The sequence below is a fragment of the Streptomyces sp. NPDC044704 genome (assembly GCF_056433525.1).
The window spans coordinates 1-22,610 of record NZ_JBWKGY010000013.1; the positions used below are offsets into that span (position 1 = coordinate 1).

At 74.0% G+C, this 22,610-nt stretch carries 20 protein-coding genes; 12 read left to right on the forward strand and 8 right to left on the reverse strand.

The window, feature by feature from the left end:
- The 5 genes from AC07B0_RS27455 to AC07B0_RS27475 form a co-directional block, all read left to right on the forward strand.
- Positions 1-176: elongation factor 1-alpha C-terminal domain-related protein (locus tag AC07B0_RS27455; protein ID WP_478899174.1), on the forward strand; the 176-nt coding region annotated here is incomplete at its 5' end.
- A 212-nt stretch (positions 177-388) separates the two neighbouring features.
- The gene (locus AC07B0_RS27460) at positions 389-1,519 is read left to right on the forward strand and encodes an ABC transporter substrate-binding protein (protein ID WP_478899115.1); all 1,131 of its coding nucleotides are present in this window, start codon (positions 389-391) and stop codon (positions 1,517-1,519) included.
- Between the two features lie 35 nt (positions 1,520-1,554).
- Positions 1,555-2,349, forward strand: coding sequence for an ABC transporter ATP-binding protein (locus tag AC07B0_RS27465; RefSeq protein WP_356884237.1), 795 nt, complete (start codon positions 1,555-1,557; stop codon positions 2,347-2,349).
- On the forward strand, positions 2,336-3,235 hold the full coding sequence (locus AC07B0_RS27470) for an ABC transporter permease (RefSeq protein WP_356884239.1): 900 nt from the start codon (positions 2,336-2,338) through the stop codon (positions 3,233-3,235). The genes AC07B0_RS27465 and AC07B0_RS27470 overlap by 14 nt, the downstream gene beginning before the upstream one ends.
- On the forward strand, positions 3,232-4,011 hold the full coding sequence (locus AC07B0_RS27475) for a sirohydrochlorin chelatase (RefSeq protein WP_478866432.1): 780 nt from the start codon (positions 3,232-3,234) through the stop codon (positions 4,009-4,011). The genes AC07B0_RS27470 and AC07B0_RS27475 overlap by 4 nt, the downstream gene beginning before the upstream one ends.
- Positions 4,012-4,075: 64 nt before the next feature.
- Here AC07B0_RS27475 and AC07B0_RS27480 read toward each other — a convergent pair whose 3' ends face one another.
- Positions 4,076-5,077 carry a ketopantoate reductase family protein gene (locus tag AC07B0_RS27480; RefSeq protein WP_356884242.1) on the reverse strand — a complete coding sequence of 334 codons (1,002 nt, stop codon included), beginning with the start codon at positions 5,075-5,077 and terminating at the stop codon, positions 4,076-4,078.
- 44 nt (positions 5,078-5,121) lie between these two features.
- Between AC07B0_RS27480 and AC07B0_RS27485 the strand changes: the two genes are divergently transcribed.
- On the forward strand, positions 5,122-5,970 hold the full coding sequence (locus tag AC07B0_RS27485; protein ID WP_478899116.1) for an aldo/keto reductase: 849 nt from the start codon (positions 5,122-5,124) through the stop codon (positions 5,968-5,970).
- Positions 5,971-6,006: 36 nt separating this feature from the next.
- Here AC07B0_RS27485 and AC07B0_RS27490 read toward each other — a convergent pair whose 3' ends face one another.
- Both AC07B0_RS27490 and mgt read right to left on the reverse strand, forming a co-directional pair.
- Positions 6,007-6,582, reverse strand: a complete 576-nt coding sequence (locus AC07B0_RS27490) for a DUF1697 domain-containing protein (protein ID WP_356884246.1) — start codon at positions 6,580-6,582, stop codon at positions 6,007-6,009.
- 256 nt (positions 6,583-6,838) lie between these two features.
- A complete protein-coding gene (gene mgt, locus AC07B0_RS27495; protein ID WP_478899117.1) occupies positions 6,839-8,038 on the reverse strand; it encodes a macrolide-inactivating glycosyltransferase in 1,200 nt (399 codons plus the stop codon).
- A 181-nt stretch (positions 8,039-8,219) separates the two neighbouring features.
- On the opposite strand from mgt, the gene AC07B0_RS27500 reads away from it, so the two are divergent.
- Positions 8,220-8,807: a hypothetical protein gene (locus tag AC07B0_RS27500; RefSeq protein WP_356884280.1), complete on the forward strand. Its 588-nt coding sequence runs from the start codon at positions 8,220-8,222 to the stop codon at positions 8,805-8,807.
- Positions 8,800-10,071 carry an MAB_1171c family putative transporter gene (locus AC07B0_RS27505; RefSeq protein ID WP_478899118.1) on the forward strand — a complete coding sequence of 424 codons (1,272 nt, stop codon included), beginning with the start codon at positions 8,800-8,802 and terminating at the stop codon, positions 10,069-10,071. Before AC07B0_RS27500 ends, AC07B0_RS27505 begins: the two co-directional genes overlap by 8 nt.
- A gap of 39 nt (positions 10,072-10,110) precedes the next feature.
- Here the strand turns inward: AC07B0_RS27505 and AC07B0_RS27510 are convergent, their stop codons facing one another.
- Positions 10,111-11,046, reverse strand: coding sequence for a helix-turn-helix domain-containing protein (locus AC07B0_RS27510; RefSeq protein ID WP_478866389.1), 936 nt, complete (start codon positions 11,044-11,046; stop codon positions 10,111-10,113).
- A gap of 248 nt (positions 11,047-11,294) precedes the next feature.
- Between AC07B0_RS27510 and AC07B0_RS27515 the strand changes: the two genes are divergently transcribed.
- Positions 11,295-12,152: a phosphotransferase gene (locus AC07B0_RS27515; RefSeq protein ID WP_478899119.1), complete on the forward strand. Its 858-nt coding sequence runs from the start codon at positions 11,295-11,297 to the stop codon at positions 12,150-12,152.
- Between the two features lie 39 nt (positions 12,153-12,191).
- Here AC07B0_RS27515 and AC07B0_RS27520 read toward each other — a convergent pair whose 3' ends face one another.
- Both AC07B0_RS27520 and AC07B0_RS27525 read right to left on the reverse strand, forming a co-directional pair.
- On the reverse strand, positions 12,192-12,911 hold the full coding sequence (locus AC07B0_RS27520; protein WP_356883483.1) for a 3'-5' exonuclease: 720 nt from the start codon (positions 12,909-12,911) through the stop codon (positions 12,192-12,194).
- A gap of 114 nt (positions 12,912-13,025) precedes the next feature.
- Positions 13,026-14,285: an SAV2148 family HEPN domain-containing protein gene (locus AC07B0_RS27525; RefSeq protein ID WP_478899120.1), complete on the reverse strand. Its 1,260-nt coding sequence runs from the start codon at positions 14,283-14,285 to the stop codon at positions 13,026-13,028.
- A gap of 306 nt (positions 14,286-14,591) precedes the next feature.
- On the opposite strand from AC07B0_RS27525, the gene glgX reads away from it, so the two are divergent.
- Positions 14,592-16,706 carry a glycogen debranching protein GlgX gene (gene glgX, locus AC07B0_RS27530; RefSeq protein WP_356883487.1) on the forward strand — a complete coding sequence of 705 codons (2,115 nt, stop codon included), beginning with the start codon at positions 14,592-14,594 and terminating at the stop codon, positions 16,704-16,706.
- On the opposite strand, the gene AC07B0_RS27535 is transcribed toward glgX, so the two are convergent.
- Entirely contained in the window at positions 16,691-17,974 is a 1,284-nt protein-coding gene (locus tag AC07B0_RS27535; protein ID WP_478899121.1) for an MFS transporter, read from the reverse strand. The genes glgX and AC07B0_RS27535 overlap by 16 nt on opposite strands.
- An 82-nt stretch (positions 17,975-18,056) precedes the next feature.
- Between AC07B0_RS27535 and treY the strand changes: the two genes are divergently transcribed.
- A complete protein-coding gene (gene treY, locus AC07B0_RS27540) occupies positions 18,057-20,336 on the forward strand; it encodes a malto-oligosyltrehalose synthase (protein WP_478899122.1) in 2,280 nt (759 codons plus the stop codon).
- 496 nt (positions 20,337-20,832) lie between these two features.
- Positions 20,833-22,122, forward strand: coding sequence for a M14 family zinc carboxypeptidase (locus tag AC07B0_RS27545; RefSeq protein WP_478899175.1), 1,290 nt, complete (start codon positions 20,833-20,835; stop codon positions 22,120-22,122).
- Here AC07B0_RS27545 and AC07B0_RS27550 read toward each other — a convergent pair.
- Entirely contained in the window at positions 22,119-22,589 is a 471-nt protein-coding gene (locus AC07B0_RS27550; RefSeq protein ID WP_469379106.1) for a GNAT family N-acetyltransferase, read from the reverse strand. The two genes, AC07B0_RS27545 and AC07B0_RS27550, sit on opposite strands and share 4 nt — an antisense overlap.
- Positions 22,590-22,610 lie beyond the last annotated feature (21 nt).

The following is a 22,610-nucleotide window of genomic DNA, read 5'->3' on the forward strand; positions in this document are numbered from 1 at the left end:
TCCGCACCGCCGAGCCCCTCGCGCTCGACGCCTACGCCGACTCCCGCCGCACCGGGTCCTTCCTGCTGATCGACCCCGCCGACGGAACCACCCTGGCGGCCGGCATGGCGGGCGAGTCCTTCGCCTCCCAGGCCGAGACCACCGTCCAGGCGGATGAAGAAGGGTGGGACTTCTAACCCGTGAAGACCGACGTCTACTCCACTTTCGCGAAGGAGGGCGGCCGCGTGGGCAGCGGCGCCCTCGGCAGCGGCCAGGGAGGGGTTGCGCGATGTGCGCGATGACGTACGCGCACCGCATGCGCGCCCTCACCCCCCTCCAGCCGTACCCGCCCTTGTTCCACAGACGAAGACGTGCGTCATGAGATGACGCTACGAGAGGAAGTCCTCCCGTGCCTGCCACCGGAACCACCCGTACCACCCTGCGCCGCAGCATCGTGGCCGCTGCCGCCCTGCCCCTCCTGATCGGTGCCCTCGCGTCCTGCGGCTACGGCTCCGAGGCCAAGAAGGACGAGCCCAAGGACACGGCCGCCAACGTCGCCGACGGCGCCAAGAAGCTCTCCGCATCCGAGGTCCGCATCGGCTACTTCCCGAACCTGACGCACGCCACCGCCCTCGTCGGCCTCCAGGAAGGCCTGATCGAGAAGGAACTGAACGGCACCAAGATCAAGCCGCAGTCCTTCAACGCCGGCCCGTCCGAGATCGAAGCCCTCAACGGCGGCTCTCTCGACATCGGCTTCATCGGCCCCTCCCCCTCGATCAACGGCTACGTCAAGTCCAAGGGCTCCAACCTCCGCATCATCTCCGGCTCGGCCTCCGGCGGCGTCAAGCTCGTCGTGAACCCGGACAAGATCAAGACCCTGGACGACCTCAAGGGCAAGAAGATCGCCACCCCCCAGAAGGGGAACACCCAGGACGTCGCGTTCCTCAACTGGATCTCCGAGAAGGGCTGGAAGGTCGACCCCGAGTCCGGCAAGGGCGACGTCTCCGTCGTCCGCACCGACAACAAGGTCACCCCGGACGCCTTCAAGCAGGGCTCCATCGACGGCGCCTGGGTCCCGGAGCCCACGGCCTCCAAGCTCGTCTCCGACGGCGCCTCCGTCCTCCTCGACGAGACCGACCTGTGGCCCGACAAGAAGTTCGTGATCACGAACATCATCGTGTCGCAGAAGTTCCTCAACGAGCACCCGGACGTGGTCGAGGCCGTGCTGAAGGGCACGGTGAAGACCAACGAGTGGATCAACGCCAACCCGGACAAGGCCAAGGCCTCCGCGAACGCCAGGCTGGAAGCCGAGGGCGGCAAGCCGCTCGAAGCCAAGGTCATCGACCCGGCGTGGAAGAGCATCCTCGTCACCGACGACCCGCTGGCCACCACCCTGAAGACCGAGTCCGACTGGGCGGTCAAGGCCAAGCTCATCGAGCAGCCCGACCTCGCCGGCATCTACGACCTGAGGCTCCTGAACAAGGTCCTCAAGGCCGCCGGCAAGCCCGAGGTCTCCGACGCCGGTCTCGGCACCAAGTAACTCCGTAGTTCAGCAACCCCCAGGAGGTGACGACCATGGCCACCACGCTTGCCAAGGCTGCCGAGGGCACCGCAGCGGAGCTGACGCACGCCGCGCGCATCGAGCACGTTTCGAAGTCTTTCTCCGGCCCGGCCGGATCGCAGCTCGTCCTGGACGACATCAGCCTCGATGTCGCTCCCGGCGAGTTCGTCACCATCCTGGGGGCCTCGGGGTGTGGCAAGTCCACGCTCCTGAACCTGGTCGCGGGGCTGGACAAGCCGACCGTGGGGTCCATCGAGACCCCCGGCGGCCGTCCCGCGCTGATGTTCCAGGAGCACGCCCTCTTCCCGTGGCTGACCGCGGGCAAGAACATCGAACTCGCCCTGCGTCTGCGCGGGGTCGCCAAGGCCGACCGCAAGCCCGAGGCAGAGCGGCTGCTGGAACTGGTCCGGCTCGGCGGCTCGTACGGCAAGCGCGTCCACGAACTCTCCGGCGGCATGCGCCAGCGCGTCGCCCTCGCCCGCGCCCTCGCCCAGGACAGCCAACTGCTCCTGATGGACGAGCCGTTCGCCGCCCTCGACGCCATCACCCGCGACGTGCTCCACGGCGAACTCACCCGCATCTGGGCCGAGACGAACCTCTCCGTCCTCTTCGTCACCCACAACGTCCGCGAAGCCGTCCGCCTCGCCCAGCGCGTGGTCCTCCTCTCCTCCCGGCCCGGACGCGTCGCGAAGGAATGGACCGTGGACATCCCGCAGCCGCGCCGCATCGAGGACGCCGACGTCGCGGAACTGTCCCTTGAGATCACCGAACACCTGCGTGGGGAGATCCGCCGCCATGGCCAGCACTGACACCACCCCCGAGGTCTCCACCCGCAAGGGCGACGACCTGGCCGGCCTGGAAGCGGGCCTCGACGCCCTCGACGCGGTCGAGACCCACCGCACCCCGGTCCGCGAGGTCCTCGTCAAGAAGGTCCTGCCCCCGCTGCTGGCCGTCGGCCTCGTGCTGCTGGTGTGGCAGATCCTCGTCGCGGCGAAGGTCACCGACGAGACCAAGCTCCCGGCCCTGTCCGCCGTGTGGGACAGCCTGTCCGACATGTGGGTCAAGGGCACGCTGCTGGAGGTCATCTGGACCAGCGTGTCGCGCGGTCTGCTCGGCTTCCTGCTGGCCCTGGCCATCGGTACGCCGCTCGGCCTGCTCGTGGCCCGGGTGAAGTTCGTCCGCGCCGCGATCGGACCGATCCTCCAGGGCCTGCAGTCCCTGCCGTCGGTGGCCTGGGTGCCGCCGGCCGTGCTCTGGTTCGGCCTGAACGACGCCATGATGTACACGGTGATCCTGCTGGGCGCCGTCCCGTCCATCGCCAACGGCCTCGTCTCCGGCATCGACCAGGTCCCGCCGCTGTTCCTGCGGGCCGGCCGCACCCTGGGCGCCACCGGCCTGCGCGGCGCCCGGCACATCGTGATGCCCGCCGCGCTGCCCGGCTACCTGGCCGGGCTGAAGCAGGGCTGGGCCTTCTCGTGGCGTTCCCTGATGGCCGCCGAGATCATCGCCAGCTCCCCCGACCTGGGCCTCGGCCTCGGCCAGCTGCTGGAGAACGGCCGCAACAACATCGACCTTCCGGGCGTGTTCCTCGCGATCATCCTGATCCTCGTGGTCGGCATCGCCATCGACCTGCTGATCTTCAGCCCGGTCGAGCGGTGGGTGCTCCGCTCGCGCGGCCTGCTGGTCAAGAGCTGAGTCCCGTGTCCCGCGCACTTCTGGTCATCGCCCACGGCAGCCGCGACCCGCGGCACGCGGCGACCGTGCACGCCCTCGTCGGGCGGGCCCGGGAGCTGCGGCCGGGGCTGCGGGTGGAGACGTCCTTCCTGGACTTCAACGGCCCGACCGTCTCGCAGGCCCTGGCCTCGCTGTACCTGTCCGGGGTCCGGGAGGTCGTGGCCCTGCCGCTGCTCCTGACGCGGGCCTTCCACGCGAAGGCCGACATCCCGGCCGTGCTGTCCGAGGCGACCACCCGCCTCCCGGGCCTCGCGGTCCGGGTCGCGGACGTCCTCGGGCCGTCCCCGCTCCTGGTGGCGGCCCTGGAACGCCGCCTCGCCGAGGCCGGTCTCGGCCTCACCCCGGCGGAACGCGCCGGCACCGGTGTGGTGCTCGCGTCCGCCGGATCCTCCGACCCGGAGGCGATCGCAGTGATCGCTGAAATCGCGCGGGAGTGGCGGCACACCGGTTGGTGCGCCGTGCGGCCTGCGTTCGCCTCCGCTGCTCTTCCCCGTACGGAGGACGCCGTACGGGCCCTGCGCGCCGAAGGGGTCCGCCGGATCGCGGTGGCCCCGTACGTCATCGCGCCCGGGCGTCTGCCCGACCGCATCGCGGCGGGCGCGGCCGAGTCCGGCGCGGACGTGGTGGCCGACGTGCTGGGCGCCGCACCGGAACTGGCCCGCCTGCTGCTGCGCCGCTTCGACGCGGCCGGGCCGGCCCGGACCGTGCCGGACGCCCGCGAGGCGCTGACGGCCTGACGTACCGCGGGGGGAGAGCCGGGACCCGTCCGTTGCGGGTCCCGGCTCTGCCGTGCCGGGTCGGTCAGGCGCGGGCCGCGGCCTCGTCGGCCAGGGCGGTCAGGTCTTCGACGGACATGGCGCCGGGCGGCAGGGACTCGCGGGCGAAGATGTTCGCCGCGTGCCGCAGCACGTCGTTGACGGGGGTCGCCACCCCGTGGAGGCGGCCCAGGAGCGAGATCTCCCCGTTGAGGTAGTCGGCCTCCACCGAGCCGGTGCCCCGGGCCAGGCTCTGCCAGGAGGAACCGCCGCGGACGCCGGCCGGCTGGTCGACCTTGCCGTCGCGGGCGGCCGACTGCTCGGCTTCGGTGGCGCAGTCGATGCCCGCCGCCTCGAAGGCCGCCTTCGCCTCGCGGACGGCCCGCAGCATCAGCGCCGCCTTCGCCGGGTCGGGTTCGGGGCCGGTGGTCGCCTGGATGGCGTTGCCCAGGTTCCCGAGGAGTTTCGCGTACTTCCACCGCATCACGTCCTCGACGACCGGCGCCCCGAAGCCCGCGCCGGCGAGGTCGGCGGCGATGTCGCGGATCTTGCGGTCCGTGCCGCCGGCCGCGCGGCCGAGGTGCAGGATCCCGGTGAGCGGGGCGCACAGCGCGGAGACCGTACCGGGCTCCAGGAAGGTCGCGGGCAGCCACACGCAGACGCCGTACACGCGCGCGAAGCGGCGCAGGGCGAGGCGTTCGCTCTCGACGCCGTTCTGCGCGCACAGCAGCGGCAGCCGCTGGGCCGCGGTGCCGCCGCCCTCGACCTCGGCGTCGCCCCACGCGTCGAGCGCGGCGATGGCGTCCTGGGTCTTCACCGTCAGCAGCAGCACGTCGTCCGGGCGCAGCGCCCCCAGTTCCGCGGGCGCGGTGACCACGGGCAGCCGGTGGACGTGCGTCCCGTCGGCGGTGGTGAGCCGCAGTCCGTCGGCGCGCAGCGCCTCGGCGTGCGCCCCGCGCGCGACGAGGACGGTGTCGAGGCCGGCTCCGGCGAGGCGTCCGCCGATGGTCGCGCCGATCGCCCCGGCGCCGATGATGATGTAACGCATGCCCAGAGCCTGGCACACCGGCCGTGCCGCGATACCGTCGGGCCATGGTGGACACGGTGTTCGAGATGGGCGGGGACCTGCCGGTACGGCGTCTGGGGCTCGGTACGGGCGGTCTGGTCGGGGCCGGCTACTGGGGCGCCCGGGGCGGCCGCGCCGAGGCGCACGCGCTGCTGCGCGCGGCCGTGGAGGCGGGGGTCACCCTGATCGACACGGCCGACAACTACGGTCCGGCGCTGGCCGAGGAGCTGATCGCCGAGGCGCTGTACCCGTACGGGGAGCGGCTGGTGATCGCCACGAAGGGCGGGGTGGTCCGCACGGGGCCCGACCGGTGGCACGTGGCGGGGCGTCCGGAGCAGCTGCGGGAGATGTGCGAGGCGAGCCTGCGGCGGTTGCGGGTGGAGCGGATCGACCTGTACCAGCTGCACCGTCTGGACCCGGCGGTGCCGATGGCCGAACAGCTGGGTGCGCTGGCGCAGTTGTGGGCGGAGGGCAAGATCCGGCACATCGGGCTGAACACCGTCTCTCCCGAACAGCTGCGGCTGGCCTTGGAGTTGCTGCCGATCGCGGCGGTGCAGAACCCGTACAACCTGCTGGACCGTTCCTCGGCCGAGGTGCTGGCGTTGTGCGAGGCGCACGGCATCGCCTTCCTGCCGTACTACCCGCTGGGCAGCGGGGCCCTGACCCGGGAGAGCGCGGCGGCGGTCACCGCGGTGGCGGCCGCGCACGGCGCGGGCCCGGGGCAGGTCGCCCTGGCGTGGCTGCTGCACCACTCGCCGGTGCTGTGCCCGACCCCGGGCACGGGCTCTCCCGTCCACCTCGCGGAGAACCTGGCGGCGGGGGCGATCCGGTTCGAGCCGCGGGAGCTGGCGCTGCTGGACGGGCTCACCTCGTAGGGGCCGGTGGTCGGAGCCGGCCGTCGGGGCCCGCCGTCAGGGCCGGGTCAGTTCGACGAGTTTGACGACGGTGTTCCAGTTGCGGGTGGTCACGTCGAGGCCCTTGACGACGGCGGGCCGGGCGAGGGCCTCGGCCAGCTTGGAGCGGCCCAGGCCGTCGGGGGCGTACAGGTACAGGACCCGGTCCCCGAGGCGGTACTCCTCGGGGAGGTACGCCGCCGGGTCCACGGACCGGAAGCGGTCCTCGGCGGGCTGCTCGGAGAAGAAGGTGGCGTGGAGCTGCTTGCCCTCCAGTTCGGCGGCGGGGAAGGGGCAGGCGTCGGCGACGGCCTGGAGGTGGTCGCCGTCGACGACGAGGCAGGCGACCCGGAAGCCGAAGTGGGCTTCGATGGCGTCCTCCAGCTCCCGGGCGAGCGCGTCGGGGTCTTGCCGGGTGCTGCCGAAGACGGCGTTGCCGCTCTGCAGGTAGGTCCGCACGTCGTCGTGGCCGAGCGCCTCGATGAGGGGGCGCAGTTGCGCCATGGGGACCTTCTTCGCCCCGCCGACGTTGATGCCGCGCAGCAGTGCCGCGTACTTCTTGGGGGTGGCCCGGGTGCTCGTCTTGTTCGTCATGGCGGCACCTTAGGCGGTGGCTGGCGCCGTGGCCGAAAGGGTTTGCCGGGTCGCGGCCCGGTGGACCTTTCCGGCCACGGCACTAGGGCCTGTCGTCAAACTCCCGTCGTCGCCCGGAGGGCGGCCCTGCGGCGTCTGGTGCGTGCTCTCGGTGCGCCGGGCGGAAGCCCGCGTACTGGACGTACTTGGCTTTCGCCCGGTGCGGCGAGAGCGCGTGCCAGGCGTCGCGGGGCAGACGGGAGTTTGACGACAGGGCCTAGGGAAGTTCGGCCTCGATGAGGTCGGCGGCCTGGGGGGTGCCGCCTTCGGTGGCCATCCGGGCACGGATCTCTGCGGCGCGGGCGGCGACCTGGGGGTCGGCGGTGAGCTCCAGGACGGCGGTGCGCAGGGCCTCGGCGGTGGCCTCGGCCATGGGGAGGTGGCGGGCGACTCCGAGTCCGACGAGCATGTCGGCGTTGCCGAACTGGTCGACGGCCTGGGGGACGGCGACCATCGGGGTGCCGGTGGCGAGGCCCTCCTGGCAGCCGCCGGTTCCGGCGTGGGTGATGAAGGCGTCGGCCCGGCGCAGGATGTCCAGTTGGGGCACCCAGCGGTGGACCTCGGCGTTGGCGGGGATCTCGCCGAGTTCGCTCTCGTCGGTGAACTTGCCGATCTGGAGGACGAGGTGCCAGTCCGGGAGGGCGGCGAAGGCGTCGAGGCAGGCCCGGTAGAAGGCGGGCTGCTTGGTGAAGGTGGAGCCGAAGGAGACCAGGACGGTCTTCTTGCCCTCGGCGGCCGGCGGGCGCTGCCAGTGGCCCTGGTCGGCGCGGTCGCCCTGGCAGGAGCCGACGAAGGTGTACACGTTCGCGTCGACCCGGTCGGCGTGCGGCTGGAGGGCCTTCGGCATGAGGACGATGCTGCGGCGCGGGCGGCCGACGAACCGGTCGGGGTCGTCGGGGATGCCGTTCTCGTCGAGCCAGGCGCGGAAGCGGGCGTAGTAGGCCCGCCCGCGTTCGGAGGCCTTCAGCGGGGCGGTCATGGGTTCGGCGATCTCCTCCTCGTACCCGTCCCAGGCGACCAGGGTCGGGGAGAGGGAGACGGCGGGGACGCCCCAGCGGCGGGCGAGGACGATCGCCGGGTAGGAGGTGATGTCGTGGATGACGAGGTCGGGTTCGTCCCCTTCGAAGGCGGCGGCGAGCTGCGGGAGGGCTTGGACGGCGTCGTTCAGGAAGGGTTCGATGTTGTCGATGAGCTCGGTGCCCCAGGCGTCGGGGTCGTCGTCGGTGGGGAGGGTGGAGTTCCAGAGAACCGGGGTGGCGCCGGTCACCGCGACCGTGTCCGCGTAGGCGGCGGGGATGGCGTAGCTGACGCGGTGGCCCCGGGCGACGAGTTCGCGGATGACTTCGAGGCTGGGGTTCACATGGCCTGCGGCGGCGATGGAGAACATGGCGATGTGTGCGGGCTTGGCTGCGGTCATGGAACGAGCCTAAACGAGACGAGACGTCTCGTGCAATTGATTTGCCATCCGGACCGCCCGCGTCCACAAGCCGGTCCCCGCCCGCACCGGACCCCACCCCCTGGCCTAGGATTTCGACCTCCGGTCCGATCGTGTCCGGGAGACTGCGGGGAGGTGCCGAAAGGTGCCGGGAGGAACGTTCATGCGCCGGTCGGGCCGGACGGGCAGCGACACCCCGGGCCCCGTCAGCCATCGGGCCGTCCGCAAGGAGGCCCGCCGCGCGGTCCGCTCCATGCCGCTGCCCCGCCCCTTCAGCACGGCCTCGCTCGTCGCCGCCATCGAGGCGGAACGCGGACGCCGCATCGAGCTGGTGTCCGCTCCGGACCGGCTGCTCGGACGGAGCGACGTCTGCGGGCTGTGGATCCACCACGAACGGCTGCTCCTCGACCTGATCTTCATCCCGGAGAGCATCTCCGGGTACCACCGGCAGCGGGTCGTCTTCCACGAGCTCGCCCACCTGTGGTGCGACGACCCGACGACGCAGGGCGGGCAGACGGCGTCCCTCCTGCCCGAGCTCTCACCGGAACTGACGGCCCGCCTGGCCGGCACGGGCCCGTTCATGGCCCGGCACCGCTACGACTCCCACGTGGAGCTGCGCGCCGAGATGATCGCCGACCTGCTGCACGAGGAGGCCTTCGCCTCCGACCGGATCGAGGACGGCACCCTGCGGGGCCTCGACGACACCCTCTCGCGCCCTTTCTCCCGACCGGCCAGGAGCGGCCTTGTCTGACGTCCTGACCTACGCGATCGTGTTCCTCCTCCTCGCCCAGGCGCTCTGGAGGATCCCCTCGGCCCTGCGCGGACGCACCAGCGAACGCTCCCTGTGGGGCGCCTTCGCCGTGCTCGCCTGCGCCTGGCTGATGCGCACCGACCTGGGGCGCCGACTCGTGGACGGCCTCGGCGTGTTCGACCTGTCGACGCTGCTCAAGCACTGCTTCGTGGTCGCGGGCATGTGCGTGCTCCTGCGGTACGTCGCGGCCGTCTACCGCGGCGCCGCCGGCGACGGCTCCTCCTCCCGGCGGGCGCGCGTGACCGTGGCCGTCCAGCGGCACGCCGTGACGGCGGCCGTGCTCGTCGTCGCCGCCATGGCCGCGGTCTTCCTGCTGGTCCTGGACCGGGGACCGGTACCGGAGGACTCGCAGTTCATGGCCCGGCACGCGGGTGAGGCGGGCCTGGCCGTCTACATGCCCCCCTTCTACGGCTACTGCGGCGCCGTCATCGGACTGTGCGGCTACCAGTGGGCGGGCGCCGCCCGCGGGGCCGCCCGCCGGACGCTGCGGACCGGGCTGGCCGTGATGGCCGTCGGCATGGCGGCGGGCGCCCTGTACGCGGCGGTCCGGGCCGCGTACGCCGTCGTCGTGGCCTTCCTCCCGGTCCCGGAGGACGCCGCCAACGCCCAGGAGACCGCCACCGACGTCCTGCTCTACACCTCCTTCCTGTGCTGGACCCTGGGCGTCATCGCACCGGCCAGCCAGGCGGCGGTGAACCGCGTGCGGGCGTACCGGATGCTGGCGCGGCTCCACCCGCTGTGGCGGGACCTGGCACTGACCGCCCCGGACCTGGTGCGCCGGGCGCCGGGCCGGCCGCTGCCCGGACGGTCCCGGGCCGGGCGCCTCGTCACCGCGCGCGACCTGTTCGCGCACGACGCCTCGCCCCAGGTACGGCTGGGCCGCTGGGTCACGGAGATCCGCGACGTCATCCACGCCATGCGCCGACGGGCCCCGGACGACCTCTACCAGGTGTCCCTCGAACTCGCCGAGAGCGAGGGGCACACGGGCCAGGACGCCGAGGCCGTCGCCCAGGCGTACTGGATCCTCTCCGCCCGCCTGAACATGCGCGACCCGGCCCGCGAACCCGGCGTTCCGGCCGAGTTCCCCGATGCGGGCGAGGACTTCTACGCGGACGAGGTGCCGTGGCTGCTGCGCGTCTGCGAGGCGTACGCGCGGGCCGATCCCGCGGTCGCGGAGGAGGTCCTGGAGGACTCCCGGGCCTAGGGACTGCCGTGACCGGAAAAGGTCCACCGGGTCACGGCACTAGCGAGTGCCGTGAAGGTCCCGCCCGGCACGATCCGGAAGGGGCGGCCCGGGGCGCATCCCGTCGACGACGCCGCCGATGAAGTCCAGCAGTTCGGGCGGGAGGCCGTCGTCCCCGCCCCGGGCGGCGATGCCCGCCAGGCCGCCGCGCACCAGCCGCATGCCGCTGATGATCCGGTGCACCTCGGCGTCGTCGCTCCTGAAGAAGAGGGGCGGCACGGCCAGCGCCGCGGCGAGCGCGTCGAGGACCTCCTCGGACGCCGCCTCCACCTCGCCCGTGCGCAGGCCGCGGACGAGGTCCTCGCTGAGCACCCCCGCCCCGGCCTTCGCGTTGCCGCGTTCGGCGATCTGGGCGTCGGTGGGGTGCGGGGCGGTGTAGGTCTCCGCCAGGAGGTGGGCGAGCTTCTCCGCCAGGGTGCCGGGCAGCCCGGCCGGCGGGTCCGCCGGTCCGGCGCCGGACTCGGGCGCGGGGGCGGGCACGGCGGCCCGTACGGGGCCGTCCGCGGCGGCCGGCCCGCCGGGGCTGAAGGAGCGTTCCTCCGCGGCCAGCAGTTCCGCGACGCCCACGCCGTACGCCTGCGCGAGGAGCGGCAGGAACTTCTCCGACAGGCGGCGCCTGCCGCGTTCGGCGTTGGCGACCGGGCCCGCGCTGCGCGTCCCGGTGATGGCGGCCGTCTGGTACTGGGAGTACCCGGCGTCGCAGCGCAGGTCGGCGAGGTCCGGCGGCAGGTGACGGGGGAACAGTTCGTCGAGGTCCGCGCCGAGCGCCTGCGCGAGGGCCGGCAGCTTCTCCCCGTCCGGCACCGACTTGCCGCTCTCCCAGCCGACCACCGCCGGTACGGAGACGCCGAGCCGGTCCGCGATCTCCCCCTGGGTCAGGTCGGCGGCGCGGCGTACTTTGCGAAGCAGGTGTCCGTCGACGTGACGAACCGGCATGGGCTCTCCTGGGCTGGCTCGGCGGGTGCACCAACTCTAACGACAGGACCACTTGATCGGTTTTCCAAATTTAGATAACTTCATTTCAGCGAACGGGGGTCGCTCCTCCGGGCCCCGCGCCGCCTTTGCGGTGCGGAGCCTTGCCGTGGGCCTGACGCGTGGGGGGACGCGTCAGGCCCACGGGGCCGGGGACCGCGCGCGGATGCGAGACTGGGCGGATTCACGACGGTCCGGACCCGGAGAACGAGATGGACGAGGCACAGGCCAGGGACGTGCTGGACGCCGCGGGCCTCGGCGGCGCCGCCGCCACCCTGCTGGCCCTGGGCGAGAACGCGGTCTTCGCCGCCGGGGACCTGGTGGTGAAGGTGGGCCGCGCGGACGCCGCGCTCGCCGAGCGGGCCGCACACGAACTGGCCGTGGCCCACTGGCTGGAGCAGGCCGGGATCCCGGCCGTCACCGCCGCCGAGCCGAAGGCCCGGCTCGTCGCCGGCCACCCCGTGACCCTGTGGAACCGGCTCCCGGACGCGGTCCGTCCGGCCGGGCCGGAGGACCTGGCCGGGCTGCTCCGCCTGTTCCACGCCCTGCCCGCGCCGCCCTTCGCCCTGCCTCCCCGGAACCTCCTGGACGGCGTCGAGCGCTGGCTGCGGCTGGCCGGCGACTCCGTCGACCCGGCGGACGCCGCCTACCTGAGGGCCCGGCGCGACGCCTACGCGGGCGAGGTGGCCGCCCTCACCCCGCACCTGACGCCCGGTCCGATCCACGGCGACGCCCTGACCCGCAACGTCCACGTGGGCCCGGACGGGCCGGTCCTGGTGGACCTGGAGACCGTCTCGGCCGATCTGCGGGAGCACGACCTGGTGGTGATGGCCCTGGCCCGCGACCGGTACGGACTGCCCGCCGACTCCTACGGGGCGTTCGTCTCCGCGTACGGATGGGACGTGCGCGAGTGGGACGGCTGCGCGGTGCTGCGCGGCGCCCGGGAGACGGCCAGCTGTGCCTGGGTCTCCCAGCACGCGCCGGCCAACCCGAAGGCCCTGGCCGAGTTCCGCCGCCGCGTCGCCTCCCTGCGCGAAGGCGACACGGAGCTGCGCTGGCACCCGTTCTGACGCGTCCCCGCCTGGGGCCCGCACGGCTGCCGGCCGGCTTCAGGCCGGGACGAGACCGCGCAGCGGCCAGGCCGTGTCGATCACCGCGTCCGGGGTGCCCTGCTTGCGGAGGTAGGACTGGAAGTCGCGGGCCCAGCGGGCGTGCCAGGTGCCCTGCCGGTCGTGCAGGGCCGCCGGGGTGAGCGACGCCACCTCGGGATGCCGGGCCGCTATCGCCCGGGCCACCTGCACCGCCGCCAGCGCGTCGGCCCCCGCGTCGTGCGCCGCGTCGAGGGTGACCCCGTACACCCCGCACACCGCCTCCAGCGTCCGCTTGCCGCGCCGGTAGCGGTCCACGGCCCGGTCGATGGTCAGCGGGTCCACCACCGGCCCCGTCTCCGCCCCGCCCAGCCGGTCCGCGAGCGACGGCAGTCCGTGCCGGGCCAGCTCGGCGGAGAGCAGCGTCAGGTCGAAGGCCGCGTTGTACGCGACCACCACCGCGCCCCGCAGCCAGTGCCCGGCCAGCGCCTCCGCGACCTCGTCCGCGACCTCCCGGACGGGCCGGCCCTCGGCGACGGCCCGTTCCGTGCTGATGCCGTGGATCGCCGAGGCCTGCTCCGGGATGGGTATCCCCGGATCCGCGAGCCAGCCGCGCCGCGCGTGCACCTCGCCGCCCCGCACCTCGATCACCGCGGCCGTCACGATCCTGGACTCCCCCGGCTCCGTACCGGTCGTCTCCAGGTCGAATCCGACCAGCGCTCCCCCGTGCCACGCCGCCATGACGTGCCCTCCCCCGTGTATCCGGTCAACGGCTTTCAGCCTGACACGGGGCACTGACACCGGGACCGCCGGGGGGCCGCGGCCCCCCGGGATCACGACCGGGCGGGGGCCCCGTCACGACACCGGCCGGGAGTCCTCCCACACCGATTCGAACTCTTCCCGGTAGGTCGCGAAGAGGCCGTGGTCGGCGTCCTTGGGGACGCCCCGTCCGCCGCCGCGCAGCACCAGCACCGGGGCCTCCATGCCCCGGGCCCGGCGCAGGTACGACTGGACGACCGCGATGCCCGAGTTCTCCCCCTCCACCAGGTACGCGGTGAAGCGCGGGGTCTCGTCGAAGACGTGGATGTCGAAGCGCGAGGGGTCCCGCAGCCCCGCCCGGACCCGGCGCACGTGCAGGATGTTCATCTCCACCGCGCGGCTCAGTTCGCCCTTGCGCAGCCCCAGCTCCCGTTCCCGGCGCTTGACCGCGCTGCTGGCCGGGTTCAGGAACAGCAGCCGTACCCGGCAGCCCGCCTCGGTGAGCCGCACGAGTCTTCGGCCGGAGAAGTTCTGGACCAGCAGGTTCAGCCCTATGCCGATGGCGTCGAGGCGCCGCGCGCCGCCGAAGAGGTCCTCCGCCGGGAGCTGCCGCTGGAGCCGGACCCGGTCGGGGTGGACCGAGATGACGTCCGCGTACCGGTCGCCGACGAGGTCCTCGACCGCGTCGATCGGCAGCCGGTCCGCCGCCGGGCTGCCGGCGCCGGCGCCGAGCACCTCCAGCAGCCGCGCCGAGGCCCGTTCGGCCTGCTCCAGCACCGGCCGCGACAGGGCCCGGTTGCGGGAGACCACGTTCCGGGTGACCTCCAGCTCGTCGAGCGCCAGCTCGATCTCGCGCCGGTCGTCGAAGTAGGGCTCGAAGCAGGGCCAGTGCTGGACCATCAGCTCCCGCAGCTGCGGGAGGGTCAGGAAGCTCAGCACGTTGTCGTCGGCGGGGTCGAGGAGGTAGCCCTTGCGGCGGCTGACCTCGCGCACGGCCACGGCCCGCTGCACCCACTCCTGACCGGCCGGTCCGGCGGCCGCGACCACCCAGTCGTCCCCGCCGTGCACCGGTTCGTAGACGGGCCGCAGGACGGCGCCGACGACGGACCGCAGCCGCTGCTCGATCAGGTTCAGCCAGATGTACGCGCGGCCCGCCCGCTGAGCACGCGTACGGACCTCGCTCCACGCGTCGGCTCCCCAGTCCAGCTCGGCGCCCGCCCGTACGCTCCCGGCCGCCGGCGGGGCCAGCGACACCGCCCCGGCCGTCACCCCGGCGGGGGCGCCTCCTGGGGCATCCGCCGGGCCACCCTCGTGACCGCCGTCACCAGGGGGCAGCTCCAGACCTCCCGAGCTCACCCGTGCACCGCCTTCTGCGTCTGGACGCCCGTCTCCAGTGATCACGGAAGGGTACTCCGCGCGCACGGCCCGACGCAGCCCGAAGCGGCCGCCGGGTGACCCCATACACCCTGCTCCGGCCGTCCGTTGACTCATTATGTGATGCGCAGACAGTCCGTTGACCCGACCGTCAGCTCTCCGGGTCACCCGGTAGGAGCATCCCAAGTCCACGCGTGGAGACCCTCTTTCGGGGAAGATCTGGCAGTGACGTGGTCCACGCCGGATCAGCCGGGACATCCTCCGACACCGAGGGAAGAGTCGTTATCTATGCAGGTCTGGCCGGGACAGGCGTATCCGCTCGGCGCCACGTACGACGGCGCCGGCACCAATTTCGCGGTCTACTCCGAGGCCGCCCGCCGCATCGAACTGTGCCTTCTGGCCGACGACGGTTCGGAGACCGCCGTCGAGCTGCGCGAGACGGACGCCTTCGTCCGTCACGCCTACCTGCCCGGGATCATGCCGGGCCAGCGCTACGGCTTCCGGGTCCACGGCCCGTACGAGCCCGAACGCGGGCAGCGCTGCAACGCGGCGAAGCTGCTGCTGGACCCGTACGCGCGCGCCATCAGCGGGACCGTCGACTGGGGCGAGGAGGTGTACGGCTACCACTTCGGCCGGCCCGACTCCCGCAACGACCTGGACTCGGCCCCGCACACGATGAGTTCGGTCGTGGTGAACCCGTACTTCGACTGGGCCAACGACCGGCCGCCGCGCCACGAGTACCACCACACGGTGCTCTACGAGGCGCACGTCAAGGGGCTGACCATGCGCCATCCCGACCTGCCCGAGGAGCTGCGGGGCACGTACGGGGCGCTCGCGCACCCGGCGGTCATCGGGCACCTGACGAAGCTCGGGGTGACGGCGCTGGAGCTGATGCCGGTGCACCAGTACGTCAACGACCACCGGCTCGCGAACGACGGGCTGAGCAACTACTGGGGCTACAACACCATCGGCTTCTTCGCCCCGCACAACGGCTACGCGTCGGGTGACCGCGGCCAGCAGGTGCTGGAGTTCAAGTCGGCGGTGCGGGCGCTGCACGAGGCGGGGATCGAGGTGATCCTGGACGTGGTCTACAACCACACCGCCGAGGGGAACCACCTGGGTCCGACGCTGTCCTTCCGCGGACTGGACAACGCCTCCTACTACCGGCTCGGGGAGGACGCCCGGCACTACACCGACACCACGGGCACCGGGAACTCGCTGCTCATGCGCTCCCCGCACGTGCTCCAGCTGATCATGGACTCGCTGCGGTACTGGGTGACCGAGATGCACGTGGACGGCTTCCGCTTCGACCTGGCGGCCACCTTGGCCCGGCAGTTCCACGAGGTGGACCGGCTGTCGTCGTTCTTCGACCTGGTGCAGCAGGATCCGGTGGTGAGCCAGGTCAAGCTGATCGCCGAGCCCTGGGACCTGGGCGAGGGGGGCTACCAGGTGGGGAACTTCCCGCCGCTGTGGACCGAGTGGAACGGCAAGTACCGGGACACGGTACGGGATTTGTGGCGGGGGCAGCCGCGCACGCTCGCGGAGTTCGCGGGCAGGCTCACCGGTTCCTCGGACCTCTACCAGGACGACGGGCGGCGGCCGCTGGCGTCCATCAACTTCACGACCTGCCACGACGGTTTCACCCTGCACGACCTGGTCTCGTACGACGAGAAGCACAACGAGGGGAACCGGGAGGGCAACCGGGACGGGGAGACCCACAACCGGTCGTGGAACTGCGGGGTGGAGGGGCCGACCGAGGACCCGGAGGTCCTGGAGCTGCGCGAGCGCCAGATGCGGAACTTCACGGCGACCCTGATGCTGTCCCAGGGGGTGCCGATGCTCAGCCACGGCGACGAGTTCGCCCGGACGCAGGGCGGCAACAACAACGCCTACTGCCAGGACAACGAGCTGTCGTGGGTGGCCTGGCCGGAGCCGGGCAAGGAGCCGCCCGCCCTGCTGGAGTTCACCCGGCGGATGGTGTGGCTGCGCCGGGACCACCCGGTGTTCCGGCGGCGCCGGTTCTTCCACGGCCGGCCGGTGGAGGGCACGCACGACGAGCTCTCCGACATCGCGTGGTTCACCCCGCACGGGGAGGAGATGCGGGCCCGGGACTGGCAGGCGCAGCACGCGCGGGCGCTGGCCGTGTTCCTCAACGGGGAGGCGATCTCCGAGCCCGGCACGCGCGGTGAGCGGATCACCGACGACTCGTTCCTGCTCATGTTCAACGCGGGTGCGGAATCGCAGGACTTCACGATCCCGGCCGGGCACGGCGCGCGCTGGCACCTGGTGGTGAACACCGCGCGGGCGGACGTCCTGCCACCCGGCACCGGGCCGCAGTACGCGGCCGGGGACCGGGTGGCGCTGACGGGGCGGTCCCTGGTGGTGCTTCAGCGTCCGGCGTAGGTGGCGCTGCCCTCCCCGACGGCCGGGGAGCCGGTCCGCTGGGCGGGGACGAAGGACTGGCCGGGGGTACGGGCGGACGGGACGCGGGTGACGAGCGCGAGGGTCAGGCAGAGGGCGGCCGCTCCCACGGCCACCGCGAAGGCCCCGGCGGGCCCGTACCCCTCGGCCAGCCGCCCGGAGACGGCGAGGGCGACGGCCTGCCCCGCGACCAGCGAGCTAGCGGCGAAGGCCATGGCCTCGGCGAGCCGGGCGGGTTCCACGACCCGCTCGGTGAGCGCGAACGCGGTGATCAGGTGGGGGGCGTAGGCGGCGCCGAGGACGGTGACCACCGCGTACAGCGGCCAGAGGGCGTCGGTGAACAGCAGGGGCACCGACAGGACCAGCGCGGCCGCGGTGGCCACCCGCCAGCGCAGCCGCAGTCCGAAGCGGGCGGGCAGCGCGCCGAGCGCGAGTCCGACGGCGGCGCTGACGACGCCCATGGCTGCGTACACGATCCCGGCCTGGCCGGGGACGCCCAACCGGTCGGTCAGCGAGGCGATTCCGGCCTGGCAGGCGCCGAACATGGCGCCCTGGAGGGCGAGGGAGCCGCGGACGGCGTGGACCACGCGGGGGTGACGCGCCCGGCCCGGCTCCTCCTTCGCCCGCGCGGGCGACCCGGCCGTGACGGCGGCGGTCGGGTGCAGGGCGTAGGCGGTGCCGAAGACGGCCACGAGTCCGGCCGCGCCGCCGAGGGCGACGGCGGGGTGCGCGACGAGGGCGGCGAGACCGACGAGGGCCGGACCGAAGACGAAGGAGACCTCGTCGAGCGTGCCTTCGAGGGAGTGGACGGCGCCGACGACGCCCTCGTCGGCCCCGGCCCGGTGGGCGAGGGCGACGGAGCGGGTCCGGGCGAGCGGGCCGATCAGCGGTACGGAGGCGCCGGTGACGGCGCCGATCGCGGCGAGCGGGACGGTCGCGAGGCCGCTGAGGGCTCCCGTGACGAGGGCGGCGGTGGCGACGGCGTTGACGGCCGCCGCGGTCAGGACGACGGGCCGCTGCCCGTGGCGGTCGGCGAGCCGGCCGAGGACGGGTCCGAAGACCACCTGGCCGGCGGAGAGGGTGCCGCCGACGATGCCGGCGGTGGCGAGGGAGCCGCTGGTCTGGGCGACCAGCAGGACGCTCCCGAACTGGGACATCGCGACGGGCAGTCGGGCGAAGAAGGAGACGAGGGGGAGTAGGGGCCCGGTCAGGGCGATGACTTTTCGATAGGTGTTGACGGTTCCAACCACTTGATCAACGCTAACCCGGTGGAGTCACCCGGATGCATTGGGTAATGGCACGGAATCCGGCAGGCTGGGTACGTACGTTCTCATGAGCCTGCCGCAGCCCAGCCCCCATACGGAATCTGGTCTTCCGAATCCTGTCACCCCGGCGTCGACCTACCGCCTCCAGCTGTGCCCGGAGTTCCCGTTCGCGGCGGCCGGGGCGGCCGTACCGTACCTCGCGTCCCTCGGCGTGTCGCACCTGCACCTCTCCCCCGTCCTGGAGGCGGTGCCCGGCTCCTCGCACGGGTACGACGTCACCGACCACTCCCGGGTGCGGGAGGAGCTCGGCGGCGAGGACGGCCTGCGGGCCCTGGCGGCGACGGCCCGCGCGCACGGGCTCGGCCTGGTCCTGGACATCGTCCCGAACCACATGGCGGTGCCGTCGCCCCTGCACCTCAACCGGCCGCTGTGGGAAGTGCTGCGGGAGGGGCCGCACTCCCCGTACGCGCGCTGGTTCGACATCGACTGGGAGGCGGGCGGCGGACAGCTGCTGCTGCCCGTGCTCGGCGAACCGGCCGCCTCGTACGCCGTGGAGGCGCGCGGGGACGTACTGCGGTACGGGGAACAGGAGTTCCCGCTGCGGGCCGGCACGGCCGGCCTGCCGCTGCCGGAGCTGCTGGCGGCCCAGTGGTACCGGCCGGCGTACTGGCGCGAGGCCCGCACGGGGCTCAACTACCGGCGCTTCTTCACCATTTCGGACCTCATCGGGGTCCGCGTGGAGGATCCCGGCGTCTTCGCCGCCACCCACGCGAAGGTACTGGAGCTGGTCCGGGACGGGGTGGTGGCCGGTCTGCGGATCGACCACGTGGACGGACTCGCGGACCCCGGCGGGTACCTGCGACGGCTGCGGGCAGCGGTCGGCGAGGGCTGCTGGGTGGTGGTCGAGAAGATCCTGGCCCGCGACGAACGGCTGCTGCCCGCCTGGCCGGTGGCGGGCACCACCGGGTACGACGCGCTGCACCGGATCGACGGGCTGTTCACCGACCCGGCGGGCGCGGCGTCGCTGGCCCGCGCCTACGGGCGCGCCGCCGGTCTGCCCTCCTGGGAGGAGACCGCCGCGGCCTCGGCGCGGGAGGTGCTGACCGTGGACCTGGCCGCCGAACTGGCCACCCTGGAACGCCGCGCCGGACCCGAACTGGCGCCCGCCGTGCGGGAACTGCTCATCGCCTACCCGGTCTACCGGCCCTACCCGGACGGCCCCGGCCCCGCCCCGGACGCCCTGGAGGAGGCGGCCCTGCGGGCCGGGAAGGCCGCAGCGGACGGCGTACGGGACCTCCTGGCCCGGGATCCGGCCTTCGCGGCGCGGTTCGCCCAGACCTCGGCGGCGCTGCGCGCCAAGTCCCTGGAAGACCGGGCCTTCTACCGCTGGGCCCCGCTGCTGTCGGCCACCGAGGTCGGCGGTGAGCCGGGCGCGCCGGCGGTGGAGGTCGCGGAGTTCCACGCGTACTGCGCCGCCCTGGAGCGGGACTGGCCCGCCTCGGGGACCGTGCTGTCCACGCACGACACGAAGCGCAGCGCGGACGTCCGGGCCCGCATCGCGGTCCTGTCCCAGGCCCCGGAGCTCATGGACGCCCCGGCGCCGGAGGCGGCGGATCCGCAGCTGGCCTGGGTCGCCCGGCAGAGCGCGCTGGGGCTCGGCGAGGCCCCCGAGCGGGCGGAGCGGCTGGCGGCGGCCCTGCTGAAGGCCGCACGGGAGGCGGGGCTGCGGACCTCGTGGACCGACCCCGACGGGGCGTACGAGGAGGGCGTCCCGGGGCTGGTCCCGGACGCGGCGGTGGGCCTCCCGCCGGAGCTGGACCGGGCGGCCCGGGCGGGGGTGCTCGGCATGACCCTGCTGCACCTGGCGATGCCCGGGGTCCCCGAGGTGTACCAGGGCGCGGAGGGCGAGTACCGGGCCCTGGTCGACCCGGACAACCGCCGCCCGGCCCGCTTCGCCCGGCGGGAGCTGGCCGAACTGGACGCGGGGGCGGAGCCGGAGGGCGTCGCGCGGGAGAAGCTCGCCCTGACCGCGGCCCTGCTGCGGCTGCGCCGCGACCGGCCCGCCCTGTTCACCGGGTACGTCCCGCTGACCGCCCGGGGCCCGGCGGCGGAGCACTGCGTCGCCTTCGCCCGCCCCGGCGGAATCGTCGCGGTGGCCACCCGCCTCTCGCACCGGCTGGCGGAGGCCGGCGGCTGGCGCGGCACCACGCTGGCCCTTCCCCCGGGCCGCTGGACCCCCCTCCCCGGCTCCGGCCCGCGGCCCCCGGCCGTCCCGTACGAGGGCCACGCCGACCTGGCCGCCCTCCTGACCCCCCACCCGGCCCTGGCCCTGATCCGGACCGACTGACCGCGGCCGGGCCGGGGACGGGGGCGCCGCCGGGGGGTGGGGGTGGGGCCGGGGCCCGGGCAGGCCCCGGGGAGGGCACGGAGCAGGGCCCGGGGCAGGCACCGGCTCAGGGCCGCCCGCAGGCTCCCGGGCCCGGGGCAGGGCCAGGCGCGGGGCCCGGCGCGGGGCCAGCCGCTGGGCCCGGCGCGGGGCCCGGCGCGGGGCCAGGCGTGGGGCCCAGCGTGGGGCCAGGCGCTGGGCCCGGGGCAGGCACCGGAGGCAGGGCCGCCCGCAGGCCCAGGGCCCGGGCCCGGGCGGGGCGCCGCCCGGGTGCGGGGGCGGGATCGGGCCCCGGCGGGTCCGGCCCGGCCCCCGGTCGGGGCGGGTCCGGAGGCGGGGCACGGGCCCCCGCGATGGCTCGCCGCAAGGCGTTGGCCAGGGGTTTTCCTCGGACATTCGGCGAAGTGCGGGGCGCGGGGAGCAGTAGGGGGCGTGCGCGGCGGGCATGGCATCACATGTGACCCTCCTCCGTGACATGCGCTACCCCACGCCCCGTGAACTCGCCCTGGCCGCCCGCGCGCTGGCGGACGAGCACCCCGCCCGGGTCGGGCTCCGCCAGGCCGGAACCTCCCGGGCGGGAGCGCCGCTCTGGCTGCTCTCCGTCGGCGCCGGCGGCGGCCCCCGCGACGTGCCCGTCGTCTCCGGCGCCGGCCCCCGTGACGTGCTCGTCGTCGCCGGCGCCCACGCCAACGAGCCCGTCGGCGGCGCCACCGCCCTCTCGCTCGCCCGGCGGATCATCCGGGACCCCGCCGTCGGGGCCGGGGCCGGCTGGCACTTCCTGCTCTGCGCCGACCCGGACGGCGCGGACCTGCACCGCACGCCCCGCCCGTACTCCCTCCTCGACTACCACCGGAACTTCTTCCGGCCGCCCGGGCCCGAACAGCCCGAGTGGGCGCCCTCTTTACTCACCCCGGACCGGCTGCCGCCCGAAACCCTCGCGCTGAACTCCCTCATCGACGAACTGCGGCCCGTCCTCCAGGTCTCCCTCCACGGCACGGACCTCGGCGGTTCCTGGGTCCAGCTCACCCGGGACATACCGGGGCTGGCCGAACCGTTCGGGAAGTCGGCGGCCGAACTGCGGATCCCGGTGGAGACCGGCGCGTCCGACGCGGCCGGGTGGCCCTCCCCCGGGCCGGGGATCTTCGTGATGCCGGATCCGGGCAGCGGCCCCGCCGGGGCCTTCCATCCCGAGGACACCCGGCTCAGCACCTGGTACCGCGTCCACCGCCACCACGGGACCACGGCGATCGTCGAGGTCCCGATGTGGGCGTCGGACCTGGTGGACGACCCGGCCCCGCACCCGGACCCCCGGCACGCCCTGCGCGTCCTCGCGGGCAGGCTCACCGAGGACGCCGGGCGCGTGGCCGGCCTGCGGGACACCACCCGGGGCGCCGACCCGGCCGCCGCCGCACTGCTGCGCGCCGTGGACTGGACCCTGGCGCTGATCCCCCGGATCGCCGCCGAGTGGACGGGGCCCGGCGCTCCCGTCGAGGCCACGGCGGCCGCCATCGGCAGCATCGACGCCTTCGGGCGGCGGCTGTCGCTGCGGGCCGCCGCGATGCTCCTGCGCGTCCTGCGGGCCCAGGCCCATCCGGCGGCCCCGGGCCTGGACCGGCTGGTGACGGGCTGGTGCGAGGAGTTCTCGGCCCGCTTCCAGGGCCGCTGGGTCCCGGTGGCCACCCAGGTGGAACACCAGTGCCGGACGGTCCTGGCCGCCTACGAACGCCTCACGGCCCCCGGCCACTAGGACCCCTGGACCGGCCAGGCGTAGCGGCGCTTGGGGCGGCCGGTCGCGCCGAGGCGGTCGTAGAAGCGGATCGCGCCCTCGTTCCAGTCGGGGGTCTGCCATTCGACGTGGTCCAGGCCCAGGTCGCGGGCGAGGGCGGCGACGGCCTCCATGAGGGCCCGGCCGAGGCCGTGGCCCCGGGCGCCCTCGGACAGGTACAGGCAGTCCATGTGGAGGTGGTGGCGGGCGTCCCAGAAGGCGAACTCGGCCGAGCAGGCGGCGTATCCGGCCACGGCGCCCTCCGGGGTCTCGGCCAGCAGCACCCACAGCCGGGGCTCGTCGGCGAAGAGCTGCGGGCCGAGCCGGGCGGCGAGGCCGGGCGGGCGCGGCGCGGAGCGCTCGTAGGCGATGTGCTCGTGGATCAGTTCGACGAGGCGCGGCAGGTCTTCGGGGCGCGCCGGGCGCACCGCGGGCGTGGGTTCTTCCATGCCGTCATCCTGCGCCCGGCC